General features: G+C 64.8%; 15 protein-coding genes. 4 read left to right on the forward strand and 11 right to left on the reverse strand.

The genetic code is table 11. From position 1 onward, the window contains the following. Positions 1-149 precede the first annotated feature (149 nt). Genes R5R73_RS10585 through R5R73_RS10595 form a run of 3 tightly spaced genes read left to right on the forward strand, consistent with a single transcriptional unit; the run spans position 150 to position 5,123 of the window. On the forward strand, positions 150-2,063 hold the full coding sequence (locus R5R73_RS10585; RefSeq protein WP_322527488.1) for a hypothetical protein: 1,914 nt from the start codon (positions 150-152) through the stop codon (positions 2,061-2,063). 43 nt (positions 2,064-2,106) lie between these two features. Further along, positions 2,107-4,152, forward strand: a complete 2,046-nt coding sequence (locus R5R73_RS10590; protein WP_322527489.1) for a DNA topoisomerase III — start codon at positions 2,107-2,109, stop codon at positions 4,150-4,152. Then, positions 4,149-5,123, forward strand: a complete 975-nt coding sequence (locus R5R73_RS10595; protein WP_083387490.1) for a ketopantoate reductase family protein — start codon at positions 4,149-4,151, stop codon at positions 5,121-5,123. The genes R5R73_RS10590 and R5R73_RS10595 overlap by 4 nt, the downstream gene beginning before the upstream one ends. A 79-nt stretch (positions 5,124-5,202) precedes the next feature. Here R5R73_RS10595 and R5R73_RS10600 read toward each other — a convergent pair whose 3' ends face one another. The 9 genes from R5R73_RS10600 to cysM form a co-directional block, all read right to left on the reverse strand. Then, positions 5,203-6,630, reverse strand: a complete 1,428-nt coding sequence (locus R5R73_RS10600; RefSeq protein ID WP_071232992.1) for a sugar porter family MFS transporter — start codon at positions 6,628-6,630, stop codon at positions 5,203-5,205. Between the two features lie 81 nt (positions 6,631-6,711). Beyond that, the gene (locus R5R73_RS10605) at positions 6,712-7,398 is read right to left on the reverse strand and encodes a nucleoside/nucleotide kinase family protein (RefSeq protein ID WP_110632519.1); all 687 of its coding nucleotides are present in this window, start codon (positions 7,396-7,398) and stop codon (positions 6,712-6,714) included. Between the two features lie 208 nt (positions 7,399-7,606). Then, a complete protein-coding gene (locus tag R5R73_RS10610) occupies positions 7,607-7,915 on the reverse strand; it encodes a chaperone modulator CbpM (protein ID WP_071232996.1) in 309 nt (102 codons plus the stop codon). Next, positions 7,912-8,973, reverse strand: a complete 1,062-nt coding sequence (locus R5R73_RS10615; RefSeq protein WP_322527490.1) for a DnaJ C-terminal domain-containing protein — start codon at positions 8,971-8,973, stop codon at positions 7,912-7,914. The genes R5R73_RS10610 and R5R73_RS10615 overlap by 4 nt, the downstream gene beginning before the upstream one ends. 161 nt (positions 8,974-9,134) lie before the next feature. Beyond that, a complete protein-coding gene (gene ppc, locus R5R73_RS10620; protein WP_322527491.1) occupies positions 9,135-11,822 on the reverse strand; it encodes a phosphoenolpyruvate carboxylase in 2,688 nt (895 codons plus the stop codon). Between the two features lie 164 nt (positions 11,823-11,986). Beyond that, the gene (gene mazG, locus R5R73_RS10625) at positions 11,987-12,862 is read right to left on the reverse strand and encodes a nucleoside triphosphate pyrophosphohydrolase (RefSeq protein WP_071233001.1); all 876 of its coding nucleotides are present in this window, start codon (positions 12,860-12,862) and stop codon (positions 11,987-11,989) included. Then, a complete protein-coding gene (gene relA, locus R5R73_RS10630; protein WP_110632507.1) occupies positions 12,859-15,120 on the reverse strand; it encodes a GTP diphosphokinase in 2,262 nt (753 codons plus the stop codon). Before relA ends, mazG begins: the two co-directional genes overlap by 4 nt. A gap of 1 nt (position 15,121) precedes the next feature. Continuing rightward, positions 15,122-16,546: a 23S rRNA (uracil(1939)-C(5))-methyltransferase RlmD gene (gene rlmD, locus R5R73_RS10635; RefSeq protein ID WP_322527492.1), complete on the reverse strand. Its 1,425-nt coding sequence runs from the start codon at positions 16,544-16,546 to the stop codon at positions 15,122-15,124. Between the two features lie 2 nt (positions 16,547-16,548). Then, a complete protein-coding gene (cysM, locus tag R5R73_RS10640; protein ID WP_110632501.1) occupies positions 16,549-17,445 on the reverse strand; it encodes a cysteine synthase CysM in 897 nt (298 codons plus the stop codon). 296 nt (positions 17,446-17,741) lie between these two features. Here cysM and R5R73_RS10645 point away from each other — a divergent pair, with 296 nt between their 5' ends. Continuing rightward, positions 17,742-20,246, forward strand: a complete 2,505-nt coding sequence (locus R5R73_RS10645; RefSeq protein WP_322527493.1) for a response regulator — start codon at positions 17,742-17,744, stop codon at positions 20,244-20,246. A 5-nt stretch (positions 20,247-20,251) separates the two neighbouring features. On the opposite strand, the gene pdxJ is transcribed toward R5R73_RS10645, so the two are convergent. Together pdxJ and recO are read right to left on the reverse strand one after the other, a co-directional pair. After that, positions 20,252-21,043 carry a pyridoxine 5'-phosphate synthase gene (gene pdxJ / locus R5R73_RS10650; protein ID WP_322527494.1) on the reverse strand — a complete coding sequence of 264 codons (792 nt, stop codon included), beginning with the start codon at positions 21,041-21,043 and terminating at the stop codon, positions 20,252-20,254. Positions 21,044-21,119: 76 nt separating this feature from the next. Beyond that, the gene (recO, locus tag R5R73_RS10655) at positions 21,120-21,833 is read right to left on the reverse strand and encodes a DNA repair protein RecO (RefSeq protein ID WP_071233010.1); all 714 of its coding nucleotides are present in this window, start codon (positions 21,831-21,833) and stop codon (positions 21,120-21,122) included. Positions 21,834-21,838: the final 5 nt, after the last annotated feature.

Here is a 21,838-nt window from a genome sequence, read left to right on the forward strand (position 1 = left end):
TTTAGCCGCCGCTTGCCCTGTCGGGGTCGGCAGGGCCATCGTCGCCGTCAGCCCGGGTGCCGGTGCCAACCCGGTCGTCGCTGTCAGCCGGTCGCCGTGACGAGCCGACCACCGTATCCATCCATCGTCGTCACCAGAGAGGAGCGCCCGTGCTCTTGCCGATTCCGTTTCGTCGCCCTTCGCAGTCGGCCGCCAGCGATGCACCACAGGTAAGGCTGGAACGGGAAGGCCGTGACGAGATTCGGCGCATCACCGCGGCGGTCGAGAAAGTCCCCTGGACCGTCAGCCTGCTGCAGATCCTGTGGACCGCCGGGCCGGTCACCCTGCTGGGCGCCTGGGGCGGTTACCTGCTGGGATACGGCAAGGCGCCGACGCTCGAGAACTACATCTTCTTCATTTCGTTCACGGTCATCACCGGCGCGGCGGGGATCATCGCCAATCTTCTGCATCACCTGACGGGCGGGAGACGGCTGGAACGAACCTCGAGTCGCATCGAGCGCGTCATCAAGACGCTGCCGGAGCTGCTGCTGGCGACGCGCAATCTCATCGTCGAAAGCCTCGAGGGCGATGCCCGGCGCCGTGAAGCGGCCGCCATGCTGCTGCGCAAGCAGGATCTGTCGCCGGAAGGCGTCGAACTGGCGGCGCTAGAGTTGCTGGACGATCACGAGAGCGCTCGCGTGATCGGCCAGATCGATGTCTACCGCCGGGTGGGCCTGCACGCGCGCGTCAGCGATCTGGTCGAAATCTACCGTGACGACATCGAACCCCGCCTCACCGAACTGTACGAGCTCGCGCCGGTGGCGATCACCCTGCTGCGCGAGCGCTTCGAGGGGCACGCCCCGGACCCGCGCTACGGCGTGCCGCGGGACGAGCACTTCATCGAACGTGTCATGGCCGCCATCGAGCACGACAACGACCTGCTGATGACGCTGCAGGACGTCGAGGAGATGGTGATCCTGGCGTTCGAGCTGATCAGCGGCCGGGAGATTCCGGTGCTGTCGTTCGAATATCGCGGACGCTGGAAGCTGGCGCGGGCGTTCGACAGCCTCGAGGAAGCCCGTGCTCGTCACCGCATCGCCCAGGCGACCGGGCTATCCCGCCTCAAGGCGCTGAACACCTATCTGATCGAACATTCGGTGACCCCGCTTGCCGAGAACGTCTCCGGCCAGCGCGCCGATGCCCTGCTGGCCCACAGCGTCGCGGCCATCGACGAATTGAGCGAGCAGATCCAGACGTTGGCCCATGCCATCCACACCGGGCGCAGCGACGATCGCCAGACCCTGCGCCACCAGGCGGAGGTGCTGACCAACGCGATCAAGCTCTACAAGAGCGTCTCCAGCGCCTACAACGAAGTCGGGCGCAGCCACGCCCATCGCCTGCGCATGGCCCAGCGCTGGGAGGCGGTGAGCGCCGATCTCTCGGACGACACCACCCGCCTGCGCCTGGGGCCGGGACGGCGCGGCCTGCGCATTCGCGAGAGCAAGATCGCCCTCAACGACGAGGCCAAGGCAGTGGTGTGCAAGCATCTCGGCCGCCATCTCGAGAAAGCCAATATCGGTACGCTGCGCGAGCGGCTGCGCCAGGCCGAGCGGGACACCCAGCTCAGCGTGGGGGTCGAAAGTGCCAAGCGCGTCGCGGTAGAGATATTCCTGGCGCTGGAGCCCCACGTGCATCTGTCGCGCCCGGCCGTCCAGCGCGCCATCAACAGCACCAACGCCGCGGATTTCGGCCAGCTCGAACCCAACCTGTCGATCGCGGCGAAAGCCGCGATGGGATCCGCCATGGTCCGCGAGATCGAGACCGACCTGTCGCGCACGGCGGAGTCGCTGGCCCTGGCCCTGGTCAAGCACTACCGCGTCGCGCTGGAACCGGAAGCGATGGCGTTTTTGCAGCGTCAGTACGGCGCGCGGGAAACCACGCTGCAGATGCTGACCAACGTCAACCTCGACCGTGGCGAAACCCCCAACGTCAGTTACCTCAGCATGGCGCCGCCCGCCGTGGGTATGCCGCATCGCCAGTGGTATCGGGCACTGGTTCGCGCTCGTCGCCATCTCGAAAAATGACTGCCGAACGGATCGACCACCGCCACCTGCCGGAGCCCGCGCCATGCGTTTGATCGTCGCCGAAAAGCCGAGTCTCGCCCGGGCCATCGCCGATGCCCTGCTGGTCAAGGCGACGCGCCGCGATGGCTATCTCGAGGCCGGCGATACCGTCGTGAGCTGGTGTCTCGGCCACCTGCTGGAACAGGCACCGCCCGAGCGCTACGACCCGAGATACAAGCAGTGGAGGCTCGATGATCTGCCGATCATTCCCCAGCGCTGGCAACTGGTTCCGAGAAGCCAGGCAAGATCGCAGCTGGCCGTGCTGCGCAAGCTGATCAAGAGCGCCGACAGCGTCGTGCACGCCGGCGACCCGGATCGCGAGGGCCAGTTGCTGGTGCAGGAAGTGCTGGATCATCTGGGCTGGCGTCGGCAGACCCAGCGGCTGCTGGTTCAGGATCTCAATCGGCCTGCCGTAGTCAAGGCGCTCGCCAGCCTCGAGGACAACCGCCGCTACCAGCCGCTCCATGCTGCCGCCGAGGCCCGTTCCCGCGCTGACTGGCTGTACGGCATCAACCTGACTCGCGCCTGGACCTTGATCGGTCGTCAGGCCGGCTTCGACGGGCTGCTGTCGGTGGGTCGCGTGCAGACGCCGGTGCTGGGGCTGGTGGTTCGGCGCGATCGTGATATCGCCGTGTTCGAACCCAAGCCCTTCTACGTTCTGTGGGTCGACCTTCAGGTCGCCAGCGGCTCGCTGCGGGCCTGGTGGCAGCCCGGCGAACACCGTCCGCTGAACGGCCGGTCTTTCGATGGCTCGTGTTTTGATGGCTCGTGTTTTGATGAGCAGGGCCGCCTGCTCGATCCGCGTCCGGCCGAGGCGCTGGCGCAACGGCTCGTCGGCGCCCGCGGCCATCTCGCCGAACTCGACCAGAAGCGCAAGCGTCAGGCCGCGCCGCTGCCCTACTCGCTGTCCGCGCTACAGGTCGATGCCGCACGACGCCACGGCCTCTCCGCGCAGCGAGTGCTCGATGTCTGCCAGGCGCTCTACGAACGCCATCAGCTGATTACCTATCCCCGCTCGGACTGCCGCTACTTGCCGGCCGCGCACCATCGGGAAGCGGCCAAGACCCTGACCAGCGCCTGTCAGCTAGACGACCAACTGCAGGGATGGGTCGAGCAGGCAGATTTCGGCCTGCGCTCCAAGGCCTGGGACGACGCCAGGGTTGGCGCTCACCACGCGCTGGCGCCAACGGGCCGGCCGGCGGACATGGACAGGCTGAACCGCGACGAGGCCAACCTGTTCCGGTTGATCGCGCGCAACGTCCTCGCCCAGTTCTATCCGGCGCTCGAGACCTACGAGACCCAGGCGATCTTCGAGCTCCTCGACGAGCGCTTCAAGGCCCAGGGGCGGGAGATCCTCGAACCGGGCTGGAAGCCGCTGTTCACCACTCGCGACGACGTTCCCGCGCTGCCTCCGCTGACGCGTGGCGAGCCGGCCACGGCGACCGATGCGAGCAGCGAGGATCGCGAAACCCGGCCACCGGAGCCGTTCACCGACGCCAGCCTGATCAAGGCGATGATGAACATCGCCCGCTACGTCGAGGACCCCGCGGTCAAGCGTACGCTGCGCGAGTCCGACGGTCTCGGCACCGAAGCGACCCGGGCCGGCATCATCGAGACGCTGCTCACGCGGGGCTATCTGGTTCGCGACAGAAAAGCCATCAAGGCCACGCGCACCGGCCATGCCCTGATCGACTCGCTCCCGCCCGCGGCGACCCGGCCGGAACGTACCGCGCTGTGGGAGCAGCGGCTTTCGGCGATTGCCGACAATCAGGACGCGCCGACGCCTTTTCTGGAAGCGCTGGTCAGCGACCTGCGCGCGCTGTTGGGCCAGGCAGACGCCAGCCGGCTCAATCAGGCGCTCAAGCTCGCGGCGCAGGGCAGCGCGCCGGAAGCCCCGGCAGCAAAGCACGGCGGACGCAAGACCAGCGTCGGCCGCTCGCGGCGACGATCGACGGGAACTCGACCAAAGGCCGCGACATCGAAAAGCGGACAGTCGAAAACGCCTGCCAAACCAGTACGCGCCCGCCGTGCCAGGAAACCCGGCTCATGACGACTCGACCCAAACACTCCAGCCCCGAACACTCCCGACCCGCGACGTTAGCCGCCGGCGGCCCGTGGCTGATCGTCGGTGCCGGCGCGCTCGGCCAGCTGTTTGCCGCCGCCATCGCGCCGACGCATCCCGTGATCCTGCTCGGTAGACGCCCGGCTCCGCCGGCGATCCGGCTGCGCACGCTGGAAGGCCGGGATCGGCAGATAGCGTTGCCACGTGGGCAACTGAATGATTGGGCGGATCGGCCCGCCGGAAACGAAGCGCCGGCGCTGGTGGTGCTGGCGACCAAATCGCACGATGCACAGGCGGCCCTGGACGCGCTGGCGCCCCGTCTCGCGCCGGCCACGCCACTGCTGCTGTTGCAGAACGGCTTTCGCAGTCAGCCGGACATCACCGAACGCTGGGCCGGACCGGTACTCTGCGCCTCGACCACCGAAGCCGCCTATCGTCCCGGACCCGACCCGGATAGCCTTCTACCCGATGTGGTGCATGCCGCCGCCGGCAAGACCTGGATCGGCGATCTCGCCGCCCGCCACCGCGCCCTGGCGGCCAGCGTTGCCGAGCGCCTGACCCGAGCCGGCATCACGGCCGCGCCATGCCGCGATATCCGCCAGCGACTCTGGCAGAAGCTCGCGATCAACGCCGTGATCAATCCGCTGACCGCCAGTCATCGTGTTCGCAACGGCGAACTGGCAGCGCCCCGATTCCGGCCTCGAATCGTCGCGCTGGTAGCGGAGATCGCCCAAATCATGCAGGCCGAAGGCGTCTTACCACCCGACGCGGGCTGGCAGGCATTCGTCGACGCCGTGATCGAAGCCACTGCCGCCAATCGGTCTTCGATGCTGCAGGACGTGCTCGCCGGACGCCCCACGGAGCGTGATGCGATCCTGGGGCCGCTGATCGAGGCGGGGCGCCGCCATGGGCTCGAAGTCGCCACGATCGATGCGCTCTATCGAACGACGCCGCGCTAGCGTCGAACCGATGGCGGGAAACGAATACGGCCGGTCAATATGACCGGCCGTATCGTTCATCGTTGAGCGCGTCAGGCGATCATTCTGCAGCGCTGGCCGCTCCAGAAGTCTCATTTGAATCGACCTTGGCCCTGTCCGCCGGGAAAAAGATGCCCTTCTTGAGATCGCTCTCGATCTCTTCGAGCGAGCGCCCCATCGTCTCGGGTACGTAGCGGATGATGAAAACCAGGGCGATCGCAGTGATCACGGCATAGAGCCAGAACGTGCCGGAAGTGCCCAGCGCGCTGATCAGCGACAGCGTGGTCAACGTGACCAGCAAGTTGAATACCCAGTGGCTCAGCGCGCCCATGCTGGCGCCTTTTCCCCGCACGAACAGCGGATAGACCTCCGCGTTGATCAGCCACAGGCAGACACCGAAACTGCAGTTGAGCGCCATGTAGATCGCCAGGCACGCCACCAGCGCATACTGACTGAAAGCGTCCTCGGGTGCGCCACCGATAAACAGTAGTCCCATAAGGAACAGCGCCACCGCCGAACCCGGCACCATCCACAGCAGGAACCGCTTGCGGCCAATGCGGTCAACCAGAAAGATGCCCAGGATCGTCGCCAGATTGATCAGCACCGCGCCACCGATGGCCGCCAGCACCGAGGCACTGTCACCGAAGCCGGCCTGGCTCAGGATGGTCGGCGCGTAGTAGATCAGCGCGTTGTTGCCGGTGATCTGCGAAAACATGGCGATCCCCACGCCGGCCACCAGCGCGGGGCGGATCCAGGGCTGGAACAGATCGCGCCAGGAACCTTCGGGGCGCGCCGAGACCTCCTTGATCTCGTCCATTTCGGATTGAGCCCCTTCCCGACTGGCGCGCACGCGTTCGAGAATGGCCAGCGCTTCCGGTTCACGCCCCTTGCCTACCAGCCAGCGCGGACTCTCCGGCAGAACCAGCATGCCCAGCATCAGAATCACCGCCGGGATGATGCCGAGACCGAACATCCAGCGCCACTGCTCGCCCAGGCCATAGCCCACGAGATAGGCGACGAGAATGCCGAATACCACCATGAACTGGAACATCACCACCAGCTTCCCGCGGTGCTCCGGCGGCGTGACTTCGGCGATGTAGACCGGAATGATCTGCGTGGCGCTACCGGCGGAGAGCCCGAGAATGAATCGCGCCGCGATCAGCATGCCGACGCTGGTCGAGGCCGCCGACAGGATCGAGCCGAGGATGAACACCGCGCCGACCAGCACGATCGTCCAGCGGCGGCCGAGACGATCGGACAGCCGCCCGGTACCCACGCAGCCGAAGATGGCGCCCAGGATGATAGCGCCGGTGACGAGCTGCTTGAGGGTATCGTCGAGTGCAAACTGCTTCGACAGTCCCAGCAGAGCCACACCGATGATGCCGGTATCGTAACCGAACAGCAGGCCGCCCAGCGCGGCCACGACAGATACCATGACGACCAGCCCCTTGCGCTGCGGGCCGCGACTGGTGGAAGCATTTGCGTTCATGTCTCTCCTTGCCTCTTTCCTTATGTTTTTCCATAAACACCGAGCAAGCCGGATGACGCGTTGGCTTCGCCCGGCGGGCGATCACACCGATTTGAACCGTATGCTGGAACCGTTCCACCACAACTGGCGATCCGCGCTGGCAGCCATGGCCTCGATGCGTTCGGCGTTGAGGGCATCGGTCGTTCGCACCCACTCCCGTGCCTGCCGTTCGGTACGGCCGAACTGCATATGCCGAGCCACCAGGCGCTCTTCCCGCAGCTCCCGATCGACGTCGAGAAACCAAACTTCGTCCAGCATGGCACGCACTCGAGGCCAGGGTTCCTCCTCGAGCAGCAGATAGTTGCCTTCGGTAATGATCAGAGGCGATCCCGGCGTGACCGCGATACTGGCGGCGATGGGTTCCTCGATTTCCCGATAGAAGCCGGGGGCATACACGGTTTCGCGATTGCGATAACTAGCGCGAAGACGATGCAGCAGATCGCGGTAGCCGAACGCATCGAAGGTGTCCGGCGCACCCTTCCTCTGGGCACGCCCCAATGCGTCCAGTTGGCGATTGGAAAGATGGAAGCCATCCATCGGCACGACTTGCGCCTGATCCCCCAGCGCAGCGAGCAGTGCCTCCGACAGCGTGCTCTTGCCGGAACCCGGGGCGCCGACCAGGCCGAGGATTCGACGCTTTGATGAATCGATTAAGCTACGGGCGGCATCGAGAATCAGCGGGTCGATATCGATCGATAGCGCCCGCGTTTCCATTATCGTGATTGGCATGGGGGAATCGCAGAAAAGCGGGAAGTCAAAACAAGCGTAGCATGCTCATTTTGATGACGAGAGTGGTTTTTCTGCGACAAGACTATAGTCGTAAACTTACCAACATGGCCCATGACCGGGAGCTATTTGGCGACTCTCCCGGCCGATATTCAGGCTATTCAGCTGCAAAGCCGTTTCATGACGCGGCAACGATATCGAAAAACCGCCCCTAGTTTTCACCGACTTTCTGACGCAATCTTGCCACCTCATCCATCAGTTCGAGCGCCAGCGCCGCCCCGGCCAGATTGACACCGAGATCCCGTTGCAGTCGCTTTACGACCTTCACGCGGTGCAGGCTAGCGCCATAGAAACGCCACTGCTCGCGCCGACGCCCGCTGGGCTCGATGATGCCTTCGTCGACCAGCTCGATGACCCACTCCGCGTGGACCGTGCAGGCTCGGCATAATTCGCCCAGCGTCAGAACGGGGGTTTCGTCGAGATTGTCGACCGGCATTTCAGTGAGGTCGTGGATGGTCATGATCCGTTCTCCGCGTCCGCTCTGGGGTTGAAACCTGCCACCGCCGCCAGCTGGCGATAGGCTGCCTTGACGTCGTCACGCTTCGCCGAAGGCAGGACGACCTCCAGGGTCACGTAGCAATCCCCCGGCGGCTGACCGGGTATACCGCGACCCTTGAGTCGCAGGCGCCGCCCGCTCTGGGAGTCCGGTGGAATCTTCATCTCCACGGAGCCTTCGGGCATCGGGACCGTAACCGTGGCGCCCAATGCCGCCTCCCAGGGCGCAACGGGGAGCTTCACCGTGACGTCGCGCCCTTCCACCTGATAGCGCCGATGCGGCTCGAATTCGATCTCCAGGTAGAGATCGCCGGCCGGCCCGCCGCCAAGGCCCGGCTCGCCCTGCCCGCTCAATCGGATCCGCTGGCCCTGCTTCACACCCTTGGGAATGCGCACTTTCAAGGTGCGATGACGGGACCGCAGCCTGCCCTGCTCGTCGATTTCGCCGCTCTGGAGCGTCAGCGTCCGCGTCGCACCGCGATAGGCATCCTCGAGTGCAATCGAGACCTTGGCGTGATGATCCTCGCCGCGCACATTCGCGCCGCGGGTACGATACCGGGCACCGTCGGACTCGCCATGCGCGAAGCCGTCCGAACCAAAGCCCGTCGAATCAAAACCCGTCGAATCAAAACCCGTCGAACCAAAGCCCGTCGAGCCATAACCCCGGCGCTGGCCGAACAGGGACTCGAAGAAATCGCTGAAAGCCGCACTGTCTTCCCGAGCATAGCCTTCCTGCGTGTAGCCACCGCCTCTGAACTCGAATCCGGTATCCCAGTCTGGCGGCGGCCGGAAATCCTGCCCGGCCCGCTGGCCTCGACCCACCTGATCATAGGCGAGACGCTTTTCCGGATCCTTCAGCACCTCGTACGCCTCGCCCAGCTCCTTGAAGCGGGCATCGGCGTCGGCTTCCTTGCTGACGTCCGGATGATACTTTCGCGCCAGCTTGCGATAGGCCCGCTTGATCTCATCCTGGGTGGCATCCCGCTCGACCCCCAGCACCGCATAGTAATCCTTGAACTCCATGCCGCACTCCCCGTGACCGAACCGACGGCGACCGCGCCCGGATGACGGAGGACGACCGACCAGCCGTCGGTACGCCCTCGATCGCGTCTCGCAGTCACTATCCTTATAGCAGGATTCCTTATAGCAGGATTCCTTATAGCAGGATTGGCAAAGCTCGGTGGCTAGCCGGTGTTACGAAGGCCAGCGGCGATGCCCGCCATCGTGACCATCAGCGCCCGCGTGAGCTCCGGGGTAATGTCGCCGTCCGCATCGCGGTTGCGTTGCAGCAGTTCGGCCTGAAGGCCATGCAGCGGGTCGATGTAGGGATTGCGCACCTCGATGGCCTGATGGATCAGCGGCGTATTCTCGAGCAACTGGCGCTGATCGAGTATTCGCAGCAGCACGGCCTCCAGATCCACCAGGCGCTGACGCAGCGACTCGCCCAGGCGCGTCAGGGCGGGATCGTCGACCAGGCGGTTTTCGTAGTAGGCGGCGATGAGCGGATCCGACTTGGCCAGCAGCATCTCGAGCATGTCCAGGTAAGTGCCGAAGAACGGCCACTGCTCGCGCATCTCGCGCAGCCTGTCGAGCCCGCCATCTTCTTCCAGCCGCTGCGAGAATGCTTCGCCGCTCCCCAGCCAGGCCGGCAACATCAGGCGGGTCTGCGTCCAGGCGAAAATCCAGGGAATGGCACGCAGCGTTTCGATACCGCCCTCCTGACGCCGCTTGGCGGGACGCGAACCCAGCGGCAGCCGGCCCAGCGCGCCTTCCGGCGTTACCGCCCGGAAATAAGACACGAAATCAGGGTCCTCGCGCACGACGCCAACGTAGGCGCGGTGGGCGATGCCGGCCAGGCGGTCCATCTCCTCGCGCCAGACCGGCTGCGGCGCGGGCGGCGGCAGCAACGTCGCTTCCAGCACCGCGCAGACGTAGATTTCCATCGAGCGCAGGGCGATATCGGGCTGGCCGAACTTGAAGCGGATCATCTCGCCCTGCTCGGTCACCCGCAGGCTGCCGTTCACCGAGCCGGGCGGCTGCGACAGGATCGCGGCATGGGCCGGACCGCCGCCACGACCGACGGTGCCGCCACGGCCGTGGAAGAGGGTCAACGACACGTCGCCTTCACGACACACCTCGACCAGCCGCTCCTGGGCCCGATACTGGGCCCAGGCAGCGGCCAGCTGGCCGGCATCCTTGGCCGAATCCGAGTAGCCGATCATCACTTCCTGGTGATCGCCGGCGACCTCGCGATAGCCCGGCAGCGCCAGCAGGCGTTCGATCACGTCGCCGGCTCGATCCAGATCGTCCAGCGTCTCGAACAGCGGCGCGATGGGCAGGCGCACGCCGTTGCCGGCTTCCTTCATCAGCAGCGCCACCGCCAGCACGTCGGAAGGTTGCTGCGCCATGGAAATGACGTAGGTGCCCAGCGCCTGACGATGTTCGCGGCCGATGACACCGAAGGTAGCGAGCACTTCCCGCGTCTCGGCCGAGCACGCCCAGCGCGAGGGAATCAGCGGTCGCGGCGAGGCCAGTTCCTCGAGCAGAAACGCCTGCCGAGCCGGTTCGTCCCAGTCCTGATAGTGGCCGATGCCAAGATATTGGGTCAGCTCCTCGAACACCTGCCCGTGGCGGGCGCCATCCTGGCGTACGTCGAGCTTGGCCAGGTTGACGCCGAAGACCGCCACCCGTCGCAGTGTGTCGAGCAGCACGCCGTTGGCGATGGTTTCCAGCCCCACGTCGCACAGCGAGCGGTAGCAGGTCAGCAACGGCGCGAAGAGCTGTTCACGCGTTTCGATGATCGGCGCGTCGCCGGGCGGTTCACCGTCGAGTCGCGCGCGCGACCAGGCCCGGGTTGCCTCCAGCCGGGTCGATAGCCGCTTGAGCAGGGCGCGATAAGGTTCTGCTGCTTGTCGAGAATCGCGCTCGGGATCGTCCCCGATCTCGGCCCGCAGCGCATCGCTGGCCTTCCACATCGACAGCTCGGCCTTGAGCTGTTCGAGATCGCGCAGGTAGAGATCGGCCGCCATCCAGCGGCCCAGCAGCAGGACTTCTTCGGTCACGCTGGCCGTGACATTGGGATTGCCGTCCCGGTCGCCGCCCATCCACGAGGCGAAGCGGATAGGCGAAGCTTCCAGCGGCAGGCGCTCGCCGGCGGTCTCCATCAGCAGCGTGTCCAGGTCGCGGTGGAACGTCGGCACCGCTTCCCACAGCGAATTCTCGATCACCGCAAATCCCCATTTCGCCTCGTCGACGGGCGTGGGACGTTCATGCCGGATCTCGTCGGTGTGCCAGGACTGGGCGATCAGTTCTTCCAGGCGGCCGTGCGCGCGCTGCAGCACTTCCGGATGGTCGGCGCTGGTCTCGATGATCTGCAGGCAGTGATCGATGGCGTCGTATTTCTGGATCAGGGTGCGGCGAATGACTTCGGTGGGGTGCGCCGTCAATACCAGGTCGATTCGCATGTCGGCGATGGCATCGACCAACTGGCGCGGGGAATGTCCCGACGACGCCGCCCGATGGAGCAGCTCGCCAAGATCGGGCTGGGTGCCGGGCTTGTAGTCCTCGACCCGCCGAAAGCGCGCCCGATAGTGCTGTTCGGCGATATTGGAGAAGTTGAGAAACTGGTTGAACGCGCGGGTGACCGGCAGCAGTTCCTGCTCGGGGAGCGCGCGAAGGTAGTCGATCAGCTCGCGGCGGTCCGCCTCCTCCGCGCTCTGCCGCCCTTTCTTGGCCAGGGCGCGGATACGTTCGATGCGGTCCACGAACTCACTGCCGAGATCCTTGGCAATAGTGCGGCCGAGACTATCGCCCAGCAGCCTGACATTGTCCCGCAACGACTCATGCAGCGACGTTTCCGTTTCCGAGTTCATGGCATCCCTCCCAAGATGGTGGCGCAGGGACACCGCGTGGCGACCCTGCCCGGACAGACCGATATCGTCAAAAGCCCTTTAGGGTTCAGCATAACGATCTGCGGGACGGAGTCGACCGGCAGGAAAACGACATTAGTCGTAAATTTACAACATCAATGAAGGATTCAGGCGTTTTCGTCCTGCTTCGCCGCCTGCCAGTGGCGCTCCATCTCTTCCAGCGAGGCATGCTCGATGAACAAGCCGTCTTCCGCCAGCGCCCGCTCGACATGACGAAAGCGGCGCTCGAACTTGCCATTGGTACGGCGCAGCTGCTGCTCCGGGTCACACCCCAGACGGCGCGCCAGGTTGACCACGGCGAACAGCAGGTCGCCGACCTCTTCCTGGGCGTGGGCTCGATCGTCTTCGGCCAGCGCCGCTTCGACCTCGGAGAGCTCCTCGCGGATCTTGTCAATGACCCCACGCTCATCCGGCCAGTCGAAGCCCTGGCCTGCCGCACGTTTGCTCAGCTTGGCGGCACGGCTCAGAGCCGGCAAGGCGGTCGGAACGTCGTCCAGCGCCGAGGCTCTGCCTCGATTCGAAGTATGGCGAACTTCGCGCTCCTCGGCCTTGAGCGCTTCCCAGCGCGCCTTCACCCGGCTCTCGGCGATCTCGTCATCGCCTCGCCGGGACTCCAGCGTGCCGTCGGGGAAGACGTGCGGATGGCGGCGCAGCATCTTCGCCACCAGAGTATGGACGACATCGTCGAAGTCGAAGCGCCCTTCTTCACTACCGAACTGGCTGTAGTAGACGACCTGGAACAGCAGATCGCCCAGCTCGCCGGGGAGTTCGTCGAAAGCCCGCCGCTCGATGGCATCGGCGACCTCGTAGGCTTCCTCGAGCGTATGCGGGACGATGGTGTCCCACTCCTGCTTGATATCCCACGGGCAGCCGTGCCGGGGGTCTCTCAACACGGCCATCAGGGTCAGCAGGTCATCGAGCGTATGCCGCCGAGAATCCTGTCGGCCAGCCTCGGGCGATAGTGTCGTGTCCTCATCCTTCATTGCGATGCCTGTCCCTGAGCATGGCCTTGGCGCAGCCGTTTGACGTCGATCACGTTGGGCAACTGCTGGATGCGCGAGAAGATGCGCTCCAGTGCCTCCAGCCCTTCGATTTCCAGGGTGATCCGCATCCGCGCGATGTTGTCCAGCTTGTCCGTCACCGTGTTGACCGAGGTCACGTTGACGCGATCGCTGGAGAGCACGTGGGTGACATCGCGCAGCAGCCCGGAGCGATCCCACGCCTCGATCTCGATATCCACCGGATACTGGGCGCGCACTTTCTGCCCCCATTCGACATCGACGATCCGCCGTGGCTCCTCGCTGCGCAGCTGCAGCACGTTGGCGCAGTCCTGGCGGTGAACGGTGACACCGCGACCCTGGGTGATGTAGCCGATGATCTGGTCCCCCGGCACCGGGTGGCAGCAATTGGCCATGGCCGTCTTGAGATTGCCGACGCCGAGTACGGTGATGCCGTCGCTGGGCTCCTTGCCCTGGTGCCGCCTGGGCTTGGTCAGCAGGCGGTCGAGCTGCTCCTGGTCGTCGCTCTCGCCGAACAACTGCTGTGCCTGATGCAGCACCTGGCCGATGCGAAGATCGCCGGCGCCGATCGCGGCGTACATGTCATCCACCGAGGTGTAGTTGACCGCCCCTGCCAGGCGTTCGAGATCGACGCCATCGATATCGAGCCGGCGGAACTCGCGGTCGAAGATCGCCTTGCCCTCGTCGAGGTTCTGCTCCCGCGCCTGCAGCTTGAACCAGGCCTGGATCTTGGAGCGCGCGCGCGAGGTGCGGACATAGCCCAGGTTGGGGTTGATCCAGTCGCGGCTCGGCGCACTCTTGGTCGCGGTCAGGATCTCGACCTGCTGGCCGGTCTTGAGCAGGTAGGTCAGCGGGACGATTCGGCCATCCACCTTGGCCCCGCGGCAGCGGTGGCCGATTTCGGTATGGACGCGGTAGGCGAAATCGATCGGCGTGGCGACCTGCGGCATGTCGATGACGTGGCCGTCCGGAGTGAACACGTAGATCCGGTCCGGCGCCACATCGCTCGCCAGCCCTTCGCGGAAATCGCCGACGTCGCCGACCTCCTCCTGCCACTCGAGCACCTGGCGCAGCCACGCGATCTTCTCTTCGTAGCTCCGGCTCTTGGCGTTGGTGTCCATCCCCTTGTAGCGCCAGTGCGCGCAGACGCCGAGCTCCGCCTCCTCGTGCATGGCGAAGGTACGCACCTGGATCTCGAGCACCTTGTTCTCGGGGCCGATGACCGCGGTATGCAGCGACTGGTAGCCGTTCTTCTTGGGATTGGCGATATAGTCGTCGAACTCGTTGGGCACATGGTGCCAGCGCGAATGCACGATACCGAGGGTGGTATAGCAGTCAGCGATTTCCGGCACCAGAATGCGGACTGCGCGTACGTCGTAGACCTGGGAGAAATCGATACGCTTGCGCTGCATCTTGCGCCAGATCGAATAGATATGCTTGGCGCGACCGTCCAGGTGATATCGCAGTATTCCCTGACGTTCGAGCAGCGTTTCCAGAGTATGCACGACCTCCTGGATATAACGGTCTCGATCCAGCCGTTTCTCCGCCAACTGCTTGGCGATCGATTTGTATTCGGTTTCGTGCAGGTAGCGGAAAGCCAGATCCTCCAGTTCCCACTTGATCTGGCCGATGCCCAGCCGATGGGCCAGCGGCGCATAGATATCGAATACTTCGCGCGCCACGCGTAGCCGCTTCTCACGCGATGCATCCTTGACCTGGCGCAGCATGCAGGTGCGTTCGGCGATCTTGATCAGCGCCACGCGGACGTCGTCGACCATGGTCACCAGCATCTTGCGCAAGTTGTCCTGCTGGTTGTGCTGCGACAGACCGTGCTTGGGGGCCTGCAGCTGGCTGATCGCAGCCATGCTGAGCACACCTTCGATAAGCTTGGCGACTTCGCCCCCCATCTGCTTGGAGACACTATCGAGACTCAACAAGCCGCGGCGGACACTGCGATACAGGATCGCGGCTTCCAGCGTGGGTTGGTCCAGCTTGAGCTGGCTGAGAATGTCGGCCATTTCCAGGCCAGTGAGCAGCGTCTGATCAGAGAGCGCTTCGGACACGCCCTGGGCATCCCGCTCGCTGGCCCGGAGAGCCAGGTCGCAGGCCTGGCGTATACGCTCGGGCGCTCGCAGCTCGACATCCTGCTGCAGTCGTTTCAGCCACAAATCCAGATCGACGCTGCCATCGACCAGCGGTTCGCTCTCTCGCACTTTCACCATGCTAGTGCTTGCCTCCCGAAATCGGACTTTCGAGACCGCCAACCCGCCGCCGTGGCCGCTCGAACAACGCGAGCGACTCCAGATGGGCGGTATGCGGAAACATGTCGGCCATTGCCAGACGCGACAGCGAATAGCCGCCCGCCAGCAGATGCGCCGCGTCTCGCGCCAGCGACGCGGGATCGCAGGAGATATACGCCACCCGCGCCACGTCGCTTTTCGCCAGCCGTCGGCAAACGGCATCGGCGCCGTCTCGCGGCGGATCCAGCAATACCGTGTCGTGCTCGGCAATCAGGGCATCGATCGTCGCGCCCGGCGCGCTGAGATCGGCCTGCAATGCCGAGACGTTCAGGCCGTTGCGGCTGGCATTGTCTCGCAGCCGTTCGACCATCTCATTGCTACCTTCGACAGCCGTGACGCTGGCAACGTCATCGGCCAGCGCCAGCGAGAAGTTGCCGATGCCGGCGAACAGGTCGAGCAGCCGTTCCTCGCCACGAGGTGCAAGCCAATCTCGCAGCGTGTCGACCAGGCGCTGGTTGATCTCGGCGTTGACCTGCAGGAAATCCCCCGGCGCCAGCGAAAGCGACACCGGCCGGCAACCACCGCCGTCGACCGTCGTGACCAGCTCCGGGCGGTCGCCAAGCCAGACCAGGCTGGTCGACTCGCGGCCTCGGCGCAGCGCGCAGGCGAAGCCGTCGCGGGCGGCGAACGCTCGCCAACGCTGCTCGTCTCCGGGTACGTCGCGCAACTGCCGCACCACCACGGTGACCACGTCGGCATCGGTCAGCAACAGTTCGAGGTGCCCGACATGACGCGGCGCCTCGAGAGACTCCAGCTGTGCGCGCAGGCGCGGCAGCAGGGCCGCCAGCGGCGGCGCCAGCACATGGCAGCTGTCGATGTCGACCAGTTGCTCGCTGCCTCGCGCGCGGAACCCGAGATGCACCTGACCTTGCGCATCGCACTTGACGCCCAGCCTGGCGCGACGACGATAACCGGCATCGTTGCCAGCCAGCATCGCGATGGCTTCCGGCGAATCGATGGCTTGGCGCTTGAGCAGATCGACCAGCGCCTGGCGCTTGTGCTCGCGCTGGCCCGCGACGCTCAAGTGCTGAAGATCGCAGCCGCCGCAGCGCGCCGCGTAGACACAGGGCGGTTCCACACGCTGTTCAGCCGCGTTGAAGCGCTCACGGACATGAGCCTCGTCATAGCGCTTGCGCTGACGATGAATCGCGATATCGACCCGCTCTCCCGGCAACGCGGCATCGACGAACACCGTCTTGCCTTCGGCGTTTCGCGCCACGCCGCGCCCGTCATGCGCCAGTCGCTCGATGGTCAGCGAGCCGTCGTCGGCTTTCGCTGCCGGCGCATGCCGCGACGGCTGGCGTTCACGCCGCACGGACGGCGATCGTCTTTTTCCCAGCATCGCCATGATCAGGCGTCCGGCGCGTAGAGGCCGGTGGAGAGATAGCGATCGCCACGGTCGCAGACGATGAACACGATCACGGCATTGTCGACCTGCTCGGCGACCCTCAGCGCCCCCGCCAGCGCTCCGCCGGAGGAGACACCAGCGAGAATCCCCTCTTCCCGTGCCAGGCGGCGCATGTGCTCCTCGGCTTCCTGCTGGCCGATGTCCAGCACGCTGTCGACCCGCTGCGGTTCGAAGATGTCGGGCAGATACGCCTCGGGCCAGCGCCGGATGCCGGCAATGCTCGCGCCGTCTGCCGGCTGCAGGCCGACGATCTGGATCGACGGATTGCGTTCCTTGAGATAGCGCGAGGTCCCCATGATGGTGCCGGTGGTTCCCATGGCGCTGACGAAATGGGTGATGCGCCCTGCGGTCTGCTCCCACAGTTCGGGGCCGGTAGTACGGTAGTGGGCCAGCGGATTGTCGGGATTGGCAAACTGGTTGAGCGGTTTGCCTTCGCCCCGGGCGATCATCTCGTCGGCCAGATCCCGCGCCCCTTCCATGCCGGCTTCCTTGCTGACGCCGATCAGCTTGGCGCCGTAGGCCGCCATGGCCTGCTTGCGCTCGCTGGAGGCGTTGTCCGGCATGATCAGGATCATGCGATATCCCATCACCGCGGCGGCCATGGCGAGCGCAATGCCGGTATTGCCGGATGTCGCTTCGATCAACGTATCTCCCGGCGAAATATCGCCTCGGGCTTCCGCTTCGCGAAGCATGGACAGCGCCGGACGATCCTTGACCGAGCCTGCCGGATTGTTACCTTCCAGCTTGGCCAGAATCGTATTGTCGCGCCCGGCATTGATGCGGGCGAGTCTCACCAATGGCGTATTGCCAACGGTTTGCGCGAGCGTGGGAAATGCCATAGAAAAGTTCCTGGAGCCAGAGCTTGTACGGTTCAAGGCCAGACCGACGAAGAAAACGGCCGGCCGAGAACGGTAAATGGAATGGTAATAGTATATCGAAGCCAGCGGGGGACATGACAGCGATCATCCAGGACACGGCAACGACTCGTGTGCCGGTCTCGCGCCCTGATTCAATGATGGGCGATCCTTTTTATGGCATCGCCTCATGGCACGGCAGGTTCGAATCACTGGCAGGGCTATGGTTTTTCGGGCCTTCGCCGATAAACTTGATGGAAACGCAATAGCTGCAGGGTTTAATGATTTCACGCTGGCTGGTCATTTTTTTCCTACTATTTTCTTCGCTGCTGCTCGGCTTGGCCGGGTGGCACGCCTGGGAATGGCGCCGTGCCAACGATCAGATGCTGTCTCGGCGACTGCAAAGCATCAATCGTGTCTTCACGCCGTCGCTGGCCGAGGCCGCGCAGAACGAGGACATGGCTCGGGTGCATGAGCTGCTGGCCCGCCTGACCAGCGACCCGGCTATCGTCAACGCCACCCTCCGAGATGAAAGCGGCAAAGTCCGGGATTTCACGGGGACGGCCCCTCCTCCGGCGGCACTGGAGACGCTTTCATCGGCATTGCGCACCTGGAACCACGATGGGGTTCGGAGATGGATACAACCGCTGGAGACCTTCGTTCTCCCACAGTCGCCGCACCGCTACTGGCTGGATCTGAGTCTCGATCCTCTACGCGCCAACTCCATCCCTGACCGCCCTTTTAACCTCTGGCTGCCGCTGCTGTCACTGCTGCTATTGATTCCGTTGACGTTGGTCTGGCGGCGATCACCTCTTGACCGTACGACGCGTGACCGGACAGCGCCCAGCGCCAAAGCGTCGCTTTTCCCGACGTCATCATTGACTCACGCACCGGAAGTGAGCCCGGACAGTGATCTGACCTACGTGAGTCATGAGCTACGCGCGCCGCTGTCCGGGGTGCTGGGGTTCTGTCGCCTGCTGGAGAACAGCCCTCTCGATACGCAGCAGCGGGAATGGCTCCGCCACATTCATCTGGCTTCCACCGGGCTGCTCGATACCGTCGACCATGTGTTGGGGGACAATCGCAGCCGGACGGATCACGTCTTTGATATCGCCGAGGTACTCTGGGAGATCCTGTGTCTGCAGACACCGTTGGCGCAAGCGAAGCGCATGACCCTGCTGGCTATCGTCTACGATGACGTTCCCCCTCGCCTCGTTGGTGCCGACATCGGCATCCGCCAGCTGCTGACCAATCTGATCAACAACGCCATCAAGTACGGCGAGGAAGGCGATATCGTCATTCGCGTCGTCCTGGAGAGCCGCGAAGGTAGCGCGGTCCGCTTGCGCTTGAGTGTCAGCGATGGCGGCAGCCGCGATCCATCAAATCGTCAGCGCCTGCAGCAAGCGCTCGAACGAGGACGAGCCGAAGCAGTCGATGCCAAAACCGGTGTGGGTATTGCTATCTGCCAGCGCCTGGCAGCGGAGATGAACGGGTCGCTGGCCCTGGGGGCCCGTTCGGGCAAGGGCAATACGATCATCGCCAGCATCGGGCTAGAGGCTTGCGAACCCTACGTTCGACCTGCGGAATTCGATCTGGAAGGCGCGGAAATCGCGATATGGCAACCACACGCCCGGCTGGCGTATCTGCTCGACTATGCGCTCAAGCGATGGCGTGCGCGCCCGACATCGCTGAGCGAAGCGGATTCCTTGAGCGCGACGGGTGACACGTGTCAGTTGTCGATCATCGGCATCGATGAAAAGGCCCTCGATCCCGAGTGCCACCGACTCTGGCAACAGCGCTTCGACGCCATGCGTCGCCCTTGTCTGCTGGTGGCCAACCTCGCCCCGACGCGGCCGATAACCTGGCGTCTGCCGGAAGGAAGCACCATCCTCCGGTTGCCGATCTCCCGATACAGTCTGGGGCGAGCCCTGGCCAGGATGCTCGCCGAGCATCGTCAGCGGGATTTCCCCCCGCGCCCTCGAGTGCTCGTCATCGACGATGACGAGGTGTCGCAGCACTACCTCGACGCGGTGCTTCCCATCATCGGCGCGGAAGTCGTGGTGGCGAGCAGCGCCGCCGAAGCCGTTGCCATTGCCTCGAAGCGGACCATCGATCTGGTTCTGGTGGATCTGCACCTGCCCGATGCCAGCGGCTTCGAAGCAATAGACCGCCTGCGACGACTGAATCGGGAATGGAAACGCAAACCCGTCATCGCCATGACCGCCGAACCGAACGCGCACCAACGAGGCCGATCGACGGACGATATCGACGAGATACTGATCAAGCCGCTGGAAGAAAGTCTGCTGAGAAGCGTGCTGGCGCGGTACCTGACGATGCCCCTGCGCCCGCCCTCGCCCTCGCCCTCGCCCTCGCAACAGATGCTCTCGGCGTCAGATACAGATGTCCCCCGAACGCCGCCCCCCTTGCACGCAGGCGACCTGCCGGTCGTCGACAAGGCCCAGGCCCGCCGGATCAATGGCGATCGCGAGGTGCTCGCCGAAGAAATGCTGGCATTGCTGATGGCAGACTTGCCCAGATATCGACGCGAACTGAACGCGGCATGGCAGCACCGCGATACCGAGCAGCTTGCCGAAATTGCCCACCAGCTCGGCGGCGGTTGCTGCTACTGTGGCGCGCTCCAGCTGGCCGCGGCTTGCGAGACATTGGAGGGCCGCGCTCGCCGACATCCGCTGGACGCGTGTGGCGAAGCATTTCGTGAAGTGATGACCGCTTGCGACCGTCTGGTCATCTGGGCCGACGACCAGACGGCCACGAACATTCATTGACCCGCTTATGCGTGGTCGTGGTCGTGGTCATGCTCGAAGGATTCGATCTGGGCGACGAGCCCCGACTCCTGGCCGGCCACCATCAGCCGTTTCATTTCCGCCACGGCCTCCTTGAGCCCGACGAACAGCGCTCGCGCTATGATCGCATGGCCAATGTTGAGCTCGTGGATGCCGGGAATCGCCGCAATCGCCTCGACGTTGTGATAGTGCAGGCCGTGCCCAGCGTTCACCACCAGGCCCAGTTCGTCGGCGAATTCCGCCGCCGCGGTCAGTCGTTCGTATTCGAGGCGCTGCGCCTCGCCGCTGGCTTCCGCATAGCCACCGGTGTGCAGCTCGACGACCGGGGCGCCGACCTCGAACGCCGCCTGAATCTGTGCCGGCTCGGGATCGATGAACAGCGAAACCCGACACCCTGCCGCCTCGAGCCGACGACAGGCGCTGGCGATGGCATCGCGACCGCCCACGACATCAAGCCCGCCTTCAGTGGTCAACTCTTCCCGCTTTTCCGGCACCAGGCAGACGTCGGCGGGTTGCAACCGCTCGGCCAGGGCGACCATCTCCTCGATGACCGCCATTTCCAGGTTCATGCGCGTGTTGAGCACGGCGGCGATCAGCTCGACGTCACGCTCCTGGATATGGCGCCGATCTTCGCGCAGATGCAGGGTAATGCCGTCGGCACCGGCCTCCTCGGCCAGCAGCGCGGCCTGGACCGGGTCGGGATAGCGAGTGCCGCGCGCCTGACGCAGCGTCGCGACATGGTCGATATTGACCCCCAGTTGAATACGAGTGGCGATCATGGACTCGAACTCCTTGATGTAATAAGCCGTGGTAAAAACGTCGTCGCGGCGGGATTGCGAATTCGGCGTCGCCGTATCAGGTATCACTGCCCTGACGGCGGCGCTGATTGAGGCGCTGCATCAGCTCCCGGGAACGCAGTGGCTGATTGCCGATCAGCGGCGCCAGGGCGGCACGGGTCAGTGCCTTGCTCAAGCCCGCCAGCCCCGGCACGTCCCAGTCACCCCGTGCCAGCAGCTTGAGGCTGCGACCATCCCAGCCGGGCTGCTGGGCCGCGATCGGCATGAATCGGCGATTATCGGGCAGGTAGGTATAATGCGTGGCGGGATCGAGCGGCCGATCCTCGAGGTCGAGAAATACCGGCTCGGCGTCCAGTGTTTCCAGCAGCGTGATCTCGAGACGCCTGAGGCTGGTCGCGCGCTCGGCCGGCCGCGTCAGCCGCTCGATCGCCCAGGCATAGATGGCGAACACGTCCGCCGCGGGCAGCCCCACCGGCAGCGCTCGCGTCAGCAGCTCGTTGGCATACAGCCCGCAAAGCAGCCCCTCGCCGGCCAGCAGCACTGCGCTCTGCGTGGTTTCCATCATGCGCAGGCGCTTGAGATCGCCATCCCCGACCCAGGTCAGGTGCAGGGGCGCGAATGGCTGCAGCTTGGCCCGGGATTTGCTCCCCGCGCGCTGCACGCCTTGTGCCACCGCCCGCACGTGACCATGTTCCAGCGTAATGACATCGACCAGCGCGCTGGTTTCCCGATAAGCCCGCTTGTGCAGCAGATAGGCCGGCTGAGGTTGCATGCCGC

This window comes from Salinicola sp. LHM (assembly GCF_034479735.1).
Lineage (GTDB): Bacteria > Pseudomonadota > Gammaproteobacteria > Pseudomonadales > Halomonadaceae > Salinicola > Salinicola salarius.

Excerpts from the sequence above, each read along its gene's own strand:
- ppc (WP_322527491.1), bottom strand. The coding sequence starts at position 11,822 with ATGAACTCGGAAACGGAAACGTCGCTGCATGAGTCGTTGCGGGACAAT.
- cysM (WP_110632501.1), bottom strand. The coding sequence starts at position 17,445 with ATGGCATTTCCCACGCTCGCGCAAACCGTTGGCAATACGCCATTGGTG.
- pdxJ (WP_322527494.1), bottom strand. The coding sequence starts at position 21,043 with ATGATCGCCACTCGTATTCAACTGGGGGTCAATATCGACCATGTCGCG.
- recO (WP_071233010.1), bottom strand. The coding sequence starts at position 21,833 with ATGCAACCTCAGCCGGCCTATCTGCTGCACAAGCGGGCTTATCGGGAA.
- R5R73_RS10590 (WP_322527489.1), top strand. The coding sequence starts at position 2,107 with ATGCGTTTGATCGTCGCCGAAAAGCCGAGTCTCGCCCGGGCCATCGCC.
- R5R73_RS10600 (WP_071232992.1), bottom strand. The coding sequence starts at position 6,630 with ATGAACGCAAATGCTTCCACCAGTCGCGGCCCGCAGCGCAAGGGGCTG.
- R5R73_RS10645 (WP_322527493.1), top strand. The coding sequence starts at position 17,742 with ATGATTTCACGCTGGCTGGTCATTTTTTTCCTACTATTTTCTTCGCTG.
- R5R73_RS10610 (WP_071232996.1), bottom strand. The coding sequence starts at position 7,915 with ATGACCATCCACGACCTCACTGAAATGCCGGTCGACAATCTCGACGAA.
- relA (WP_110632507.1), bottom strand. The coding sequence starts at position 15,120 with ATGGTGAAAGTGCGAGAGAGCGAACCGCTGGTCGATGGCAGCGTCGAT.
- R5R73_RS10595 (WP_083387490.1), top strand. The coding sequence starts at position 4,149 with ATGACGACTCGACCCAAACACTCCAGCCCCGAACACTCCCGACCCGCG.
- R5R73_RS10605 (WP_110632519.1), bottom strand. The coding sequence starts at position 7,398 with ATGCCAATCACGATAATGGAAACGCGGGCGCTATCGATCGATATCGAC.
- R5R73_RS10615 (WP_322527490.1), bottom strand. The coding sequence starts at position 8,973 with ATGGAGTTCAAGGATTACTATGCGGTGCTGGGGGTCGAGCGGGATGCC.
- rlmD (WP_322527492.1), bottom strand. The coding sequence starts at position 16,546 with ATGGCGATGCTGGGAAAAAGACGATCGCCGTCCGTGCGGCGTGAACGC.
- mazG (WP_071233001.1), bottom strand. The coding sequence starts at position 12,862 with ATGAAGGATGAGGACACGACACTATCGCCCGAGGCTGGCCGACAGGAT.